This is a genomic window from Rhizobium sp. 57MFTsu3.2 (assembly GCF_012932765.1).
GTDB lineage: Bacteria > Pseudomonadota > Alphaproteobacteria > Rhizobiales > Rhizobiaceae > Rhizobium > Rhizobium altiplani.
This window is the reverse complement of the sequence record NZ_JDWI01000036.1, coordinates 17010-32000: the sequence shown is the minus strand read 5'-3', so window position 1 is coordinate 32000 and position 14991 is coordinate 17010. Positions and strand designations below refer to the sequence as shown.

The 14991-nt window shown below is 60.5% G+C and carries 13 protein-coding genes; 3 read left to right on the top strand and 10 right to left on the bottom strand.

Features of this window, described 5'->3' with window-relative positions:
- Window positions 1-3: 3 nt before the first annotated feature.
- Together AF71_RS27300 and cysG are read right to left on the bottom strand one after the other, a co-directional pair.
- Window positions 4-318 carry a DUF2849 domain-containing protein gene (locus AF71_RS27300; RefSeq protein ID WP_018858786.1) on the bottom strand — a complete coding sequence of 105 codons (315 nt, stop codon included), beginning with the start codon at window positions 316-318 and terminating at the stop codon, window positions 4-6.
- Between the two features lie 2 nt (window positions 319-320).
- Window positions 321-1757: a siroheme synthase CysG gene (gene cysG, locus AF71_RS27295; RefSeq protein ID WP_169683871.1), complete on the bottom strand. Its 1437-nt coding sequence runs from the start codon at window positions 1755-1757 to the stop codon at window positions 321-323.
- A gap of 262 nt (window positions 1758-2019) precedes the next feature.
- On the opposite strand from cysG, the gene AF71_RS27290 reads away from it, so the two are divergent.
- Window positions 2020-2607, top strand: a complete 588-nt coding sequence (locus AF71_RS27290) for a nucleoside deaminase (protein WP_018858788.1) — start codon at window positions 2020-2022, stop codon at window positions 2605-2607.
- A 6-nt stretch (window positions 2608-2613) separates the two neighbouring features.
- Window positions 2614-3447 carry a nucleoside triphosphate pyrophosphohydrolase gene (gene mazG, locus AF71_RS27285; protein WP_018858789.1) on the top strand — a complete coding sequence of 278 codons (834 nt, stop codon included), beginning with the start codon at window positions 2614-2616 and terminating at the stop codon, window positions 3445-3447.
- Window positions 3448-3510: 63 nt separating this feature from the next.
- Here mazG and hflX read toward each other — a convergent pair whose 3' ends face one another.
- The 8 genes from hflX to dusB all read right to left on the bottom strand — a co-directional run bounded on the left by hflX (window position 3511) and on the right by dusB (window position 13633).
- On the bottom strand, window positions 3511-4845 hold the full coding sequence (gene hflX / locus AF71_RS27280; protein WP_169683870.1) for a GTPase HflX: 1335 nt from the start codon (window positions 4843-4845) through the stop codon (window positions 3511-3513).
- A 77-nt stretch (window positions 4846-4922) separates the two neighbouring features.
- Window positions 4923-5165 (bottom strand): RNA chaperone Hfq, encoded by a 243-nt coding sequence (hfq, locus tag AF71_RS27275; RefSeq protein ID WP_003539403.1) that lies wholly within the window; start codon window positions 5163-5165, stop codon window positions 4923-4925.
- 110 nt (window positions 5166-5275) lie between these two features.
- Entirely contained in the window at window positions 5276-6139 is an 864-nt protein-coding gene (locus AF71_RS27270) for a D-amino-acid transaminase (RefSeq protein ID WP_169683869.1), read from the bottom strand.
- 63 nt (window positions 6140-6202) lie between these two features.
- A complete protein-coding gene (locus AF71_RS27265; RefSeq protein ID WP_062375417.1) occupies window positions 6203-7567 on the bottom strand; it encodes a sigma-54 dependent transcriptional regulator in 1365 nt (454 codons plus the stop codon).
- Window positions 7557-9827 (bottom strand): PAS domain-containing sensor histidine kinase, encoded by a 2271-nt coding sequence (locus AF71_RS27260; RefSeq protein WP_169683868.1) that lies wholly within the window; start codon window positions 9825-9827, stop codon window positions 7557-7559. Before AF71_RS27260 ends, AF71_RS27265 begins: the two co-directional genes overlap by 11 nt.
- A gap of 190 nt (window positions 9828-10017) precedes the next feature.
- A complete protein-coding gene (gene ntrC / locus AF71_RS27255) occupies window positions 10018-11469 on the bottom strand; it encodes a nitrogen regulation protein NR(I) (RefSeq protein WP_018858794.1) in 1452 nt (483 codons plus the stop codon).
- On the bottom strand, window positions 11466-12620 hold the full coding sequence (locus tag AF71_RS27250) for a nitrogen regulation protein NR(II) (protein ID WP_169683867.1): 1155 nt from the start codon (window positions 12618-12620) through the stop codon (window positions 11466-11468). The genes ntrC and AF71_RS27250 overlap by 4 nt, the downstream gene beginning before the upstream one ends.
- Entirely contained in the window at window positions 12617-13633 is a 1017-nt protein-coding gene (dusB, locus tag AF71_RS27245; RefSeq protein WP_169683883.1) for a tRNA dihydrouridine synthase DusB, read from the bottom strand. Before dusB ends, AF71_RS27250 begins: the two co-directional genes overlap by 4 nt.
- A 146-nt stretch (window positions 13634-13779) precedes the next feature.
- On the opposite strand from dusB, the gene AF71_RS27240 reads away from it, so the two are divergent.
- The gene (locus AF71_RS27240; protein WP_169683866.1) at window positions 13780-14991 is read left to right on the top strand and encodes a bifunctional 2-C-methyl-D-erythritol 4-phosphate cytidylyltransferase/2-C-methyl-D-erythritol 2,4-cyclodiphosphate synthase; all 1212 of its coding nucleotides are present in this window, start codon (window positions 13780-13782) and stop codon (window positions 14989-14991) included.

Here is a 14991-nt window from a genome sequence, read left to right as displayed (position 1 = left end):
TCCTCAGACTGCGATGAATGCGGGGTCGGCGGGCTTGTAGCCCGGCGCGTATTCCATGGTTGGGCCCTGGGCACGAATGCGTTCGCGCAAGCGCAGCGGCCACAGCACGCCGTTGCTCTCCTGAACCTCGACGACGGCTACGTCCACGACCTGATTGTCGGCATAGGACTTCTTGCCAATTGCTTCCAGCGCATCGACGGCTTCTGTATGGCGAGCAACAAGGGCTTCCTGCAGCGAGGTCACCCATTGGCCGTTGGCGTTCAGCCAGACGGCGATGCCATCCGTCAGTCGGTTGGCAGTCAGGACCTTGTCCACCATGTTCAGCTCCTTGCAAATTCCTCGGACCGGGCGAGTTCGCGCACGAGCGGTTCCGACAGTTCCAAATTGGCGCCTGCTACAGCATCGCCGATAATGACCATAACCGGGCCGGTCAACTCGTCACGGTGCTGCAGATCAGGAAGATCCCGCAGAATCCCATGCAACAGCCGGCGATTGGGACGGCTGGCATTCTCGATGACGGCGACAGTGGTTTCTGCCGGAAGGCCAGCCTGCATCAGGCGCTCGGCGACGGAAGCGGCGACGGTGCGCCCCATATAGACGGCGATCGTTGCGCCTGAGACGGCGAGGCTTGCCCAATCCGGCAGGACATCACCCGTCAGATCGTGGCCGGTCGTGAAGACCAGCGAGGATGCCACGCCACGCAACGTCAGCGGCAACTCGAAATCGGCGGCGGCGGCGAAGGCCGAGGTGATGCCGGGGACCACTTCATAGGAAATGCCCGTAGCCCGCAGCGCCGCCATTTCCTCACCTGCCCGGCCGTAGACCAGCGGATCGCCGGACTTCAGGCGAACCACGCGCTTGCCTTCGCGACCGAGATATACGAGCAGATCGTTGATCTCTTCCTGCGACTTCGAATGGCATCCCTTGCGCTTGCCGACCGACAGGCGCTCGGCGTCGCGGCGGCCCATGTCGACGATTTCCTGCGGCACGAGGGCATCATAGACGATGACATCGGCCTCCATCATCACGCGCTGGGCGCGCAGCGTCAGCAGGTCCGCAGCACCCGGCCCGGCGCCGACGAGCCAGATGTGCCCCTCGACCTTCTCAGCGGACCGAAACAGGCCGTTGGCTGCACGGCGAGCCTGCGGCAGGTTCTCGCGGGCGACAGCATCGGCGACCGCGCCGGAGAAGAAGCGGCGCCAGAACAGGCGGCGCGCAGCGCCCTTCGGGACGAGATGCTCGACGGTCTTTCGATAGCCGATGGCAAGATCGGCCAGCCGCCCAAGTGATGGTGCAAGAAGTTGATCGACCTGTGCACGGATCATCTGTGCGAGCACCGGTCCCGCGCCTTCGGTGCCGATAGCGACAGCGACCGGCGCGCGATTGACAAGAGCAGGCGTGAAGAAATCGCAGTAGTCAGACTGATCGACGGCGTTGGCGGGCACCTTTTCGGCGCGCGCGGCCTCAACGATAGCGCGATCCTGCGCCGCGTCTCCGGTCGCAGCAAAGACGAGTGTTGCCCCACGGACTTGCTCGTCCACAAAAACTGCGCGCACCGTCTCAATCCGATTGGCGATCAGATAGGCGTGGTAATCGGCCTCAGGATGATCGGTATAGGCAACAACCCGTGCCTGCGTGTTCAGCAGCAAGCGAACCTTGGCGAAAGCCTCGTCGCCATTGCCGAAGACGGCCGCGATCCTGCCCTCGACGCGAAAGAAGGCAGGGAATACCGACAGTTGTTCAGTCTTGGGAGACATCATCAATCCATTTCGAAGTTGCCGGAATATGCACTCTCTGCCCAGGCAAATGAAGAAACAGAAATTCCAATGCCCGCGCGCGCACGTATTCTTTTACTCGCTCTCTCAATGATTTGAGTAAAAGTCACCGGTGCGGCGCAGCGGACACACCTGCGTCTGCCGCAGCGCAGCAGAAAGGCTGTGACAAATCCCGCTCCCCGTCGAAATCGGCATTTGCCTCGCCTGCCGCTACCGGTAGAGTGCGGCCACCAAGGAGAAAGCCATGTCCGACCAGACCATCGCCGCCCGCCTGCTCAACGTCATGGAACAGGACATCCTGCCGATGACCGAACGCGGCGTCGCTGCCGGCAACAAGGTGTTCGGCGCTGCGATCCTGCGCAAGTCCGACCTCTCGCTCGTCATCGCCGAGACCAATAACGAGCTTGAAAATCCGCTGTGGCATGGCGAGGTGCACACGCTGAAGCGCTTGTACGAACTGGGCGAGAAGCCAGCCACCAAGGATCTCATCTTTCTGTCGACGCACGAACCCTGCACCATGTGCATGTCGGCGATCACCTGGGCCGGGTTCGACAATTTCTACTATTTCTTCAGCCACGAGGATTCGCGCGACGCCTTCGCCATTCCTCACGACCTGAAGATCCTGAAGGAGGTTTTCGGTCTGGAACCGGGTGGCTACAGGCGCAGCAATGCATTCTGGAACAGCTTTGCCATTGCCGATCTCGTCGAGACCGAAGAAGAGCATTTGAAGGCCGAACTGAAAACACAGACTGCGCGCATCAAGGCGCGGTACGATGCGCTCTCGGAAAGCTACCAAGCGTCGAAGAGCGACAACGATATTCCACTGAACTGAGTGACCATGGAAGCCTCAAAAGACATTTCGCGCCTGATCGAGATCATGGCCGCGCTTCGCAATCCGGCAACCGGCTGCCCCTGGGACATCGTCCAAACGTTCGAGACGATAAAGCCCTACACGATCGAGGAGGCCTATGAAGTCTCCGACGCAATCGAGCGCAATGACATGGACGACCTCTGCGAGGAGTTGGGCGACCTGCTGCTGCAGGTCGTGTTTCATGCGCGCATGGCCGAGGAAGCGGGAGAATTTTCCTTTGGCGACGTCGTTGAGGCAATCACCCGCAAGATGATCCGCCGCCATCCGCATGTCTTCGCCCGTTCTGATGCCGACACGCCCGATGCGGTGAAGAAGCAGTGGGACGACATCAAGCAGGCAGAAAAGCGCGAGCGCGCCGAACGGCGAGCCAAGCGCGGCGTCAGCGAGGATTTCAAGGCGGGGTTCCTCGGATCGGTCCAGCGGAGCTTCCCTGCCCTGACAGAGGCGCTGAAGCTGCAGGAACGCGCTGCAAAGGTGGGCTTCGATTGGTCAGCGCCCGAACCGATCCTCGACAAAATCGAGGAGGAAATCGGCGAGTTGCGTGTCGCCTTAGCGGAAGGCGATCAAGCAAAGGTCAGTGATGAGCTCGGCGACCTCATCTTCGCCGTGGTCAATATCGGCAGGCATGTAAAGGCTGACCCGGAAGATTCCTTGCGCGGAACGAATACAAAATTTCGTAGACGTTTCAGTCATATCGAAGCCGTTCTTGACGCGGAAGGCGAAACTTTGGACGCGGCGAGTCTGGAGCGGATGGAAGAAATCTGGCAGGCGGCGAAGGCTATCGAGCGGCAACTGGGCTGAGCCGACATCCTTACCTGCGTGAGGCCCAGTCCGGGCATAATGCAAAGCCCCCTGCAGGGAGCTCTAGCGTTCCCAATCCTCTTTCGCGACTTTCGGCCCGTTGCCCAGGCGGCGCTCCAGTTCGACCGCTTCGGTTTCCGAGAGACGTACATCGAGCGTGATCGACCCGTCCTCGTTGTCCTCGCGGTTATCGACGATCGCATGATCGTAGAGCCAAGGCAGCAGCGCCAACTTGTCGACAGGCAAGCGCACAGTCGCTTCGGTCAGCACGCCTGACAGTCTGCGGCTGATCTCTCCCATCAGCGTATCGATACCCTCGCCGCTGATTGCGGATAGGGCGACGACGTTCTCGGCACCACTCGCCTTCTGAACGATGGCATCGTGCGCTTCCGGCTCAAGGCGATCGATCTTGTTCCAGACTTCGATGATGCGCTTGTCGCCCTCTTCCTCGTCGATGCCGAGGTCCTTCAGGATGCGGAGCACGTCGGCACTCTGCGCCTGATTGTCGACGTCGGACATATCGCGGACATGAAGGATCAAGTCGGCTTCCAGCACTTCCTCCAGCGTAGCGCGGAAAGCGGCGACGAGGTGGGTCGGAAGGTCCGAGATGAAACCGACGGTGTCGGAGAGGATCACCGTGCGGCCATGTGGCAACTTCATTCGGCGCAGCGTCGGATCGAGCGTTGCGAACAGCATATCTTCGGCCAGCACGCCTGCCCCGGTGATCCGGTTGAACAGTGTCGACTTGCCGGCGTTGGTATAGCCGACGAGCGCCACGATCGGATGCGGCACCTTCTTGCGCTTGGCGCGATGCAGCTGGCGGGTGCGGACTACCTGTTCCAGCTCACGCTCGAGCTTGACGATGCGGTCCTGCAGCAAGCGACGGTCGGCTTCGATCTGGGTTTCACCAGGACCACCCATGAAGCCGCCACCGCCGCGCTGACGCTCAAGGTGGGTCCAGCTGCGAACCAGACGGCCCTTCTGATAGTTCAGATGAGCTAGATCGACCTGCAGCGTGCCTTCCTTGGTGGAAGCGCGACGGCCGAAGATCTCGAGGATGAGGCCGGTGCGGTCGATGACCTTGGCGTTCCATTCCTTCTCGAGATTGCGCTGCTGTACCGGTGTCAGCGGATGGTCGACGATCACGAGACCGGAATCATTCGCATCCAACGTCGCCTTGATCTCTTCGATCTTGCCCGTGCCCATCAATGTTGCGGGTCGCGGATCGCTGACGGTGACGATCGTGCCATTCACCACATCGAGGTCGATCGCCTGCGCAAGACCGGTCGCCTCTTCCAGGCGGCTCTCGGGCGTGCGGGTGACCACAGGCGCAGCATCGCCCGCACTGCGTCCGGCGCGCCCCTGCTTGAGCACGGGCACGACGACGGTCGCGCGCATATCATCCCGGTGCTTGGCTGCTTCCGGGATGATCGAATCGTTTTTGGTATCGCGTGTCGAGATAATTGCAGGTCCCGTTAGGAAGCAGCTTCTTCGCTTTCGAACATCTGCATCGGCTGGCCGGGCATGATGGTCGAGATTGCGTGTTTATACACGAGTTGCGAATGGCCGTCACGGCGAAGCAGAACGCAAAAATTGTCGAACGAGGTGACAACTCCGGTCAGCTTCACGCCATTGATCAAGAAGATTGTCAGTGAAATCTTTTGTTTGCGTACAGTATTGAGAAATAAGTCCTGCAGATTCTGAGAACGTTCCGCCATCGCGCCGCTTCTTTCTTTATTGCCGGCTTCATTCCGCCGGTGAAATACTAATCAACCTCGCCTGCAGGCAGCCGACAACCCTCATCCCATCTGCCCAGAAAGTCTTGGTATCAAATCGCAATCTTTTCCGCAACGTCGAAAAAGGCCTCCCTAATTTTCTGGGAGACGCTGCCTGGATGGCCATTTGCGATCGGCTGGCCATCGATCGACACAACCGGAAAGCAGATGCTCGTGGCCGCCGTGATGAACACCTCACGCGCCGCAAGCATCTCCGCGACCGAGAATTTCCGCTCCTCGATCTTCAGGCCCAGCTTGGCGCCGACATCGATCAGCGTCGTGCGGGTAATGCCGCGCAGAATGCCGTGTTCAGCCGGACGCGTAATGAGAGTGCCGTCGCGATCGACGATCCAGACATTGGTCGCAGCTCCCTCTTTCACCATGCCATCGGCGTCCACAAAGATCGCCTCCTGCGCACCGGCTTCGTTCGCGTGCTGGCGCGCCATGGCGTTCGGCAAGAGACCGACGGACTTGATATCGACACGGTCCCAGCGATTGTCGGGCACGGTGATCGCCTTGATGCCTGTCGCGTTCTTCCTCGCGATGATCGAAGGATCGGTGCTCTTGGCGGTGATGACCAGCGAGGGCAGCGTTCCTTCTGCGGGAAACACATGATCGCGCCGTGCAACCCCACGGGTGATTTGCAGGTAAAAGAGACCGTTGCGGACGCGATTGCGCCGCAGCGTTTCGCGAATAACACGGGTCAGCGCGTTGCGGCTCATTGGCCAGGCAATACGCAACTCACCAAGCGATCGGTCCAGCCTGTTCAGATGGCGTGTAAGATCAACGATATAGCCATGCCTGATTTCACAGACTTCATAGACGCCATCCGCGAACTGATAGCCTCTATCCTCGATATGGACCATTGCATTCGAGTGCGTGACATAGCGGCCGTTCACATAGGCTATTCTGGGCATGGTGAACCTGTGCGGGAGTTATAGCAGAGAGAATTAGGACGGCGCCGCAGCGCCGCCCGTGTCTCAGACGCCGAGCGACTTCAACTTGCGGTGAAGCGCCGAGCGCTCCATGCCGACAAACTCCGCGGTGCGCGAGATATTGCCGCCAAAGCGATTGATCTGCGCGATCAGGTAGTCCTTCTCGAACATCTCTCGTGCCTCGCGAAGCGGCAGCGTCATGATGTGATAGTCGTTCTTGGCCGAAACCTTTGGCAACATGTCGCCAAGGTCAGTCGGCAGCATCTCGGCAGTGATCGGCGCATCCGGACCGTCGGAACGGGCAAGGATCATCAGCCGCTCGATGTTGTTGCGCAGTTGGCGGATATTGCCCGGCCAATCATGGGCCTGTAGCACGGCCATCGCGTCGTCGCCAATGCGGCGGGGACGGATGCCGGCCTGTTCGGAAATCTGCCGCATCAGCTGATCGACCAGGAACGGAATGTCTTCGCGCCGTTCGGCGAGTGCCGGTACGCGCACGGGCACCACGGCAAGGCGATGATAGAGATCTTCGCGGAACCAACCCTCGGCGATGCGGGTCTCGAGATTGTAGGCCGTTGACGAGATGATGCGCACATCGACCTTCACCCGCTTGGAGCCCCCCACGCGCTCGAACTGCTGATCGACAAGAACGCGGAGGATCTTGTTCTGCGTCTCGCGCGGCATTTCGCCGACTTCGTCGAGGTAGAGAATGCCACGGTGTGCCTCTTCCAGTGCGCCGATCTTGCGCGCCTGGCCAGGCGACCCTTCCGTACCGAACAGCGCAATCTCCATGCGATCAGGCGTGATATTGGCGGCATTCAGTGCCACGAAGGGACCATTCGCGCGCGTCGACTTCTTGTGGATCATACGGGCCACAAGCTCCTTGCCGGAACCTGAAGAACCAAAGATCATGATGCGGCTGTTGGTCGGCGATACCTTCTCGATCGTCTGGCGGAGCTGCGAGACGGCAACGGAGGTACCGATAAGTTCGACCGGATCGCCAGCCTTGCGCTTGAGTTCGGATACTTCGCGCTTCAGCTTCGAATTCTCTAGCGCGCGCTCCGCGATCAGGATCAGTCGATCGGCCTTAAATGGCTTTTCGATGAAGTCGAACGCGCCCCGCTTGATGGCGGAAACAGCCGTCTCGATGTTGCCGTGACCCGAGATCATGACGACAGGGATGTCCGGGTGGCGCGTCTTGATCTCGTCCAGAAGCGACAGACCGTCGAGCTTGCTGCCCTGCATCCAGATGTCGAGGAAGATCAGCCGCGGCGCACGATCGGAGATCGCAGCCAGCGCACTGTCGCTGTCATGTGCCGTACGGGTCTCATGTCCTTCGTCAGACAGGATACCGGAGACGATCTCGCGGATGTCGTGCTCGTCGTCGACGACCAGAATATCAGAGGCCATAAACACTTTCCTTGTCACTTGCGGCCGGAGCAGAAGGCGCAGTTTCCAGACGTGGCAGATGCACGCGGATCATGGCCCCTCTTCCCTGGTCGAAATCAGCGGGCGCATCATGCAATTCGAGCTGCCCACCATGTTCCTCAATAATCTTCTTTACGATCGCCAGGCCAAGTCCGGTGCCCTTCTCGCGCATCGTCGTATAGGGTTCCAGAATGCTGTGGCGGTTTTCGACCGGCAGGCCGCGACCGTTGTCGATCACATCGACGGTGAAGCGATCCCGCGCCGGATCGAGCGAGGCACGAACGAGGATCTTGCGCTCGTCGCGCTCTCCGCTCGGCACGGCTTCAATCGCCTCCACGGAATTCTTGATCAGATTGCCGAATGCCTGACCGAGCATGCGGCTGTCGAACAGCCCTTCCAGCGGCTGGTCGCCCAGTTCCTGCTGGAAGCTCACGTGGCTGTTGCCCATCTCGCGCAGGAACACCGCATCATGCAGGATCTTGCGGAGATCGCTCGGCTCCTTGATCGGCTTCGGCATCCGGGCAAACGACGAGAACTCATCCACCATGCGGCCAATGTCACCCACTTGCCGGATGATGGTCTCGGTGCACTGGTCGAAGACGCTGCGGTCATCCTGGTCGATCTGTTTGCCGTAGCGGCGCTGAATGCGTTCTGCCGACAACTGAATCGGCGTCAACGGATTCTTGATTTCATGAGCGATGCGGCGGGCGACGTCGCCCCATGCCGTCGAGCGCTGTGCGATAACGAGGTCGGTGATGTCGTCGAGCGTGATGACATAGGATTCGCTCATGTCGCGTACTTCCTCGCGCGTCACCTGGACGCTCAGCGTCCGCACGGTGCCAGCTCGCAGGAGGGCAATCTGCTTGCGGAAATCGCCGCGATAGCGGGAGGCGGCTTCCGTCAGGACCTGGTCGACTTCGGGCGCGATCTCGGAGAGTTGCTTGCCGAGCATGTCCGACGCCGGCAATGCCATAAGCGCTTCTGCGGAACTGTTGACGATGGTGACCTTGCGATCGTGCTCGACACCGATGACCGCGGCGGTCACACCGGATAGAACCGCTTCAATGAAACGACGGCGGTCGTCCACCTCATCCTTGGCCTCCAGGATCTCGTCGCGCTGCGTGCGAATTTCCGAGATCATCTTGTTGAAGGTCCGCGAGAGGTTGGCAACATCGCCGTCCACGGAATGGACAGGCACGACAATATCCATGTTGCCGGAGGCCACGCTGTCCGCCGCCGTAATCAGCAGACGGATCGGACGCACGATACGGTCAGCCACGGCAATTGCCGTCCAGATGGCGGCCAGCAAAACGATAAGGGCAAAGCCGATGTAGAGAACCGCGAAGGCGATCTGCAGCGAGAAACGCCCTGCCTCCATGGATTTGTATTCTGTGGCGTTCTCCTCCATGAGACGCATTGCGCCCATGACCTTGGGATCGACCGCGCGGACCGTGTAGAGGAACGCGCCGTCAATCGCATCGAGCTTGATGATGGCGCCCACCAGGTTGGTTATGCCCGGCGGAATCAAGGTCGGCTGGCCGGCCGCGGCCTTGTTCAACGCATCCTGGGGAATTGCCGGCAACGGCTTCTCGGTCTTGATATCAGCCTGGGTGATCACCGAGCCGTCAGACTGGACAAGGAAAGCACCGAGCAGCCCGCGGCCCCGCGCCTGCCGCGTCATCAAATCGGAAAAGCCGGTGCGATCGAGATTGAACAGAGCCCTGTTGCGCTCGAGGTCATTCGCCATCGAGACAGTCTGGCCCTGCAGGTAGCTCGCATTCTCCATCATGTAGGCCTGCCCGATGTTTCGGGAGGAACTGACGATCGATTGCGTGCGGAGCGCAAACCACCGGTCGAGGCCGGCATTCAGTGTAATACTGGCGAAAATCGCAACAAGGATCGCCGGGGTGATCGCGACGATTGAGAAGAGCACAACGATGCGGATATGAAGGCGCGCCGCCGCTCGCCCGCGTTTCCGCGCCTTGAGCAGGCGGGAGACCTCGCGTGCGATGAGGGCCATCAGACCCAACACGAAAAACGAGTTCACGACAACCGAGGTGACAACGACATGGTAAGTCGGCGCGATCGGGGTCAGCCCGAGCAGAACGAAGAGCGTCAGCGTGGCACAGAGAAGCGCACCACCGGCAAGGATCAGGCCCGGCAGCGCAAACAGGGCACGGCGATCGGTCACGGCCGTGACAGCTTCGCCTTCCGCCGCAGGCGGCATTGCATCCTGTTCCATTCGCTTATTTCTCCTGGCGGCAGGCAATCGCCTCCGCCGCTCCCGCGGACCAGGGCGGAAGCCGCCAGCCTGCCTCCGCAACGCAACGGCAAGTGCCGCTGCTCTCTTAGACAGCTCCGAAAACCCGAACCCCATGCGTGACTTCTAAGCAACGCATTGTGGCGAAAATGCAACGTCGCCAGTCACATTGTCAAGCAGTGCGGGAGCTTCTGTACACCGATACGCCAAGCTCTCTGATCTTCTTGCGCAGCGTATTGCGGTTCAACCCCAAAAGGTCAGCCGCCTTGATCTGGTTGCCGCGTGTCGCCGTCAGCGCGGCTAGAATCAGCGGATACTCCATTTCCGTCAATACACGATCGTAAAGCCCGGGTGGCGGCAGGCCGTCGCCGAAACCGGCGAAGTATGTCCGCATGTTTTCTTCGACAGCCTGAGCGATAGTCATGTTGCCGTTACGGATCGGCCCCTTGTCGATCGGGCTGTCCGGCACATCGGACCGAAGCTCGGCTTCGATGATTTCGCGGGTGATCACATCCTGTGGATAAAGTGCCATCAACCGGCGAATGAGGTTCTCGAGCTCGCGCACGTTGCCCGGCCAGGCGTAGGCTTTCATCAGATCGAGCGCCTCCTGATCGAAGCGCTTGGAGCCAAGGCCTTCCTTTTCCGCCTGCTGGACGAAGTGGCGCACAAGATCCGGGATATCCTCCGCACGATCACGCAACGGCGGCAGACGCAGCGGAACGACGTTTAGGCGATAGTAGAGATCCTCGCGGAAAAGTCCCTGATTGATCGCCTGCTTCAGATCCTTGTTGGTCGCCGCGACGATCCGAACGTCGGTGCGGATCGGTGTGCGGCCGCCGACAGTGGTGTACTCGCCTTGCTGCAGGACGCGCAGGAGGCGCGTCTGGGCATCCATCGGCATATCACCAATTTCGTCGAGGAAAAGCGTGCCGCCTTCGGCCTGCTCGAAGCGACCGGTCGAACGCGTCTGGGCGCCGGTGAACGCACCCTTCTCGTGGCCGAAGAGCTCGGATTCGATCAGATCGCGCGGGATCGCCGCCATGTTGATCGCGACAAACGGCCCGTTGCGGCGCTTGCCGTAGTCATGGAGCGCCCTCGCCACCAGTTCCTTGCCGGTACCGGACTCGCCGGTGATCATCAGCGTCAGATCGGTCTGCATCAGGCGCGCAAGGACGCGATAGATTTCCTGCATCGCGGCCGAACGGCCGACAAGCGGCATTCCGTCCTGCATGTCCTCGTCAAGCTTGGCTGGCCTGCGCTTCGGCTCGGCCAGCGCACGGCCGATGATGCCGATCAGTTCCGTCAAGTCGAATGGTTTTGGCAGGTAATCGTAGGCGCCCTTTTCGGAAGCCTTGATCGCCGTCATGAAGGTGTTCTGGGCGCTCATGACAAGCACGGGGAGATCCGGGCGGGCCTTCTTGATGCGCGGCAGGAGATCGAACGCATTTTCATCCGGCATCACGACATCGGTTACGACAAGATCGCCCTCGCCTGCCGACACCCAACGCCAGAGCGTGGCGGCGTTGGAGGTAATTCGCACGTCATAGCCGGCGCGGCTCAGAGCCTGATTAAGCACGGTACGAATTGCCGCATCATCATCCGCGACGAGGATCGTTGCTGTCATCGAGTAGGTCCTGTGGGAGTTATGGTCGTTGCGTCGTCCACCGATGCGTCCTTGGAGGCCGGCATCAAGACGCGGAATGTCGTGCGGTTGGTCTGGCTGTCGCATTCAATAATGCCGCCGTGGTCCCCAATAATCTTAGCGACGAGCGCGAGGCCAAGGCCGCTGCCGTTCGTCTTGGTCGTAATGAACGGATCAAACAGATGCGGCAGAAGGTCCGCCGGCACGCCCGGACCGTTGTCCTGAACACAAAATTCCAGCGGCAGCGAAATCTTTTCGCGCGTGCCGGCGACCGACAGACGAATGCCGGAGCGGTAAGCCGTCGTCAAAACGATCTCGCCATCCGGGCGATCGCCGACGGCTTCGGCGGCATTCTTTACGAGATTGAGGAACACCTGAACAAGCTGATCGCGGTTCGCGTAGACCGACGGCAACGACGGGTCGTAGTTCTCGGTGATCCGGAGGTGCCGCGCAAATCCCGCCTTCGCCACGGCCTTCACGTGATCGAGAACGGAGTGGATATTGACCGGCATCCGATCAACGGGGCGTTCGTCCGAGAAGACTTCCATGCGGTCCACGAGCGAGACGATGCGGTCCGTTTCGTCGCAGATCAGCCGCGTCAATGCGCGGTCGTCGTCGACGACCGATTGCTCTAGCAGCTGCGCTGCACCGCGAATACCGGAAAGCGGATTCTTGATCTCATGCGCCAGCATGGAGGCAAGCCCCGTGACCGAGCGGGCCGCCGCACGATGCGTCAGCTGCCGGTCGATCTTGTCCGCCATCGACCGCTCTTGGAACACGATCACGACGGAGCCTGGATCGCTGACGACAGGGGCAACATACAAGTCGACAAGCTTGTCCTGTCCGAGGCGCGGCGAGCTCAAGTCGACGCGATACTCGTTGATCGGTGCTCGCCGTTCACGAACCTGGTCGATCAAGGCCAGCAGCGGACTGCCAAATGGGATAAAGGTCGAGATCTTGTACCGCGCGAGGTGGGCTGCGCTGGCACCGAAGAAGGCTTCCGCTTCCCAATTTGCGAAGGCGACGAGGCCAGCCTCGTTGACCATCACGACCGGATTCTGGATCGCGTTGAGCACAGCGATCGCAACTGCGCTAACGCCGTTGTCGATCGACGATGGCACGTCATTCGTCATGCAGCCTCCCGCGTCTGCGTGTTCGATGCCATAGCCATAAATGCATTATAAAACCTTGCAGCTACGTCGTCGGGCTCCCGCGCCGTCATGATCGCGGCCTTTTCCTGCGCTGCAAGACCAGGCGCAAAACGGTCGAGATACCAGCCAAGGTGCTTCCTTGCATGGCGAACGGCGACTGCCTCACCGTAAAATTCGAGCATCATTCTGTAGTGCTCGGTCGCAATGTCGGGGACTTCCCACACTTCGGGCGCCGGTTGCCCAGCCAATACGCCGGCGTGCCACGGCCTGCCCTGGCAGCCCCTACCGATCATGACGGCATCGGCTCCCGAGCGACGCAGAATCTCATGTGCATCCTCGACGGTTTCGACATCGCCGTTTGCAACCAAGGGCACGGTAATGGCATCGCGAACCGCGCGGATCGCATCCCAGTCTGCCCGACCCTCGTAAAACTGCATGCGCGTGCGGCCATGGATCGTAATAAGCTGAACGCCAGCCTGTTCGGCGCGGCGCGCGATCTCGGGCGCGTTGATCGAATTCTCGTCCCAACCGAGCCGCATCTTCAGGGTCACGGGAACGCTGACGGCCTTGACTGTCGCCTCGATGAGGCTGAGGGCGTGATCGGGATCGCGCATCAAGGCGGAGCCGGAGTAACCGCCAATCACTTTCTTGGCGGGGCATCCCATGTTGATATCGATGATGTCGGCGCCATGGTCGGCAGCGATCTTCGCGGCCTCCGCCATCCAATGGGCTTCACGGCCAGCGAGCTGAACCATGTGGGGCTCAAACCCCGCGCTTTCGAGGCGTGCCCATGATTCGGCAGTGCTGTTGACCAGTTCGCGGCTTGCTACCATTTCGGTGACCACAAGCCCTGCGCCATGACGCCACGCCAGTTGCCGGAACGGCATGTCCGTCACGCCAGACATAGGCGCCAGCACAACACGGTTCCTGACTTCCACAGGTCCAATCCGCAAAGGTGATGCGAGGTCGAAGCTCAACAATTGATTATCTTTCAGGCACGCGAAATGCGTGCACTATTTTTAGACAGGTTTGAATGGCTTGCCAAGAGGGCAGTGCGCGAATTGACATTTTTCGAGCAAATGCTGGAATTCGATGCGCCAAGCCGCTAAGCACCGGTGTAAAAATCGCGCTTTGAGGATTTATGCCGCAAATGCATCAAAAGCAACCAGCAATAGGTATCGTCGTCGTCGCGGCCGGCCGCGGCGAACGCGCGGGCGCCTCCGAAGAGGGACCGAAGCAGTATCGGGCGATTGGCGGCAGGCCTGTTATCACTCACACACTGGAGAAGTTCGCCAGCTGGGAGCTTGCCCGCCACATCGTCGTGGTCATTCACCCCGACGACGAGGCGCTGTTTGCTAAAGCTGCCGGGCAGGTCCAGTCCGGCACGCCGATCGATGCGGCTCACGGCGGCGCTACGCGCCAACAATCCGTCTTAGCGGGACTACGCCATTTGCGCGGCAAGAATATCTCGCATGTTCTGATCCACGACGCAGTGCGGCCCTTCTTCGATCATGCGCTTCTCGATCGCATCGCTGGCCTGCTCTCGGAGGGCGTGCCGGCAATTCTCCCCGCCATGCCCGTCGCCGACACACTGAAGCGAGCAGATCATGATGGAACGGTCCTCGACACCGTTTCCCGCGATCATCTCTACGCAGCGCAAACGCCGCAGTCTTTCGCCTTCGAGCCCATCCTTGCCGCCCACGAAAAGGCGGTTGTGGCAAATCTCACCGATTTCACCGACGACGCCGCCATTGCCGAATGGGCCGGTATTCCGGTGCGGATCGTCGAGGGTCTGGCGGACAATGTAAAACTGACGGTCAAACGGGACATCGCAATGGCAGACAGCAGACTTTCAGTACAGGCGCTCCCCGATGTGCGCACCGGCAACGGCTACGACGTCCATCAGCTCGAGCCGGGCGACGGCGTAACGCTCTGCGGCGTCTTCATACCGCATGACCAGAAGCTCAAGGGTCACTCCGACGCGGACGTAGCGCTCCACGCGTTGACTGACGCACTGCTTGCGACCTGTGGAGCGGGCGACATCGGCGATCATTTTCCGCCATCTGATCCGCAGTGGAAGGGCGCGCCGTCGCGCATCTTCATCGAACATGCGGCAAAGATCGTGCGCGAGCGTGGCGGCGCCATCATGAACGCCGACGTGTCGCTGATCGCCGAAGCACCGAAAGTCGGGCCGCATCGCGACGAGATGCGCGCCAATCTGTCCGAGTTCCTGGGCATCTCGATCGACCGCTGCTCAGTCAAGGCGACGACCAACGAGAAGATCGGCTTTGTCGGCCGGCGCGAGGGCATCGCCGCGATCGCCACGGCAACCGTCGTCTATCGGAGCACATGA

Bases quoted from the DNA above. Each gene is read 5' to 3' on its own strand.
- AF71_RS27290 (WP_018858788.1), top strand. From the start codon at position 2,020: ATGTCCGACCAGACCATCGCCGCCCGCCTGCTCAACGTCATGGAACAG.
- hflX (WP_169683870.1), bottom strand. From the start codon at position 4,845: ATGCGCGCGACCGTCGTCGTGCCCGTGCTCAAGCAGGGGCGCGCCGGA.
- AF71_RS27240 (WP_169683866.1), top strand. From the start codon at position 13,780: ATGCCGCAAATGCATCAAAAGCAACCAGCAATAGGTATCGTCGTCGTC.
- ntrC (WP_018858794.1), bottom strand. From the start codon at position 11,469: ATGACAGCAACGATCCTCGTCGCGGATGATGATGCGGCAATTCGTACC.
- AF71_RS27265 (WP_062375417.1), bottom strand. From the start codon at position 7,567: ATGGCCTCTGATATTCTGGTCGTCGACGACGAGCACGACATCCGCGAG.
- cysG (WP_169683871.1), bottom strand. From the start codon at position 1,757: ATGTCTCCCAAGACTGAACAACTGTCGGTATTCCCTGCCTTCTTTCGC.
- AF71_RS27260 (WP_169683868.1), bottom strand. From the start codon at position 9,827: ATGGAACAGGATGCAATGCCGCCTGCGGCGGAAGGCGAAGCTGTCACG.
- AF71_RS27300 (WP_018858786.1), bottom strand. From the start codon at position 318: ATGGTGGACAAGGTCCTGACTGCCAACCGACTGACGGATGGCATCGCC.
- AF71_RS27270 (WP_169683869.1), bottom strand. From the start codon at position 6,139: ATGCCCAGAATAGCCTATGTGAACGGCCGCTATGTCACGCACTCGAAT.
- hfq (WP_003539403.1), bottom strand. From the start codon at position 5,165: ATGGCGGAACGTTCTCAGAATCTGCAGGACTTATTTCTCAATACTGTA.
- mazG (WP_018858789.1), top strand. From the start codon at position 2,614: ATGGAAGCCTCAAAAGACATTTCGCGCCTGATCGAGATCATGGCCGCG.
- AF71_RS27250 (WP_169683867.1), bottom strand. From the start codon at position 12,620: ATGACGAATGACGTGCCATCGTCGATCGACAACGGCGTTAGCGCAGTT.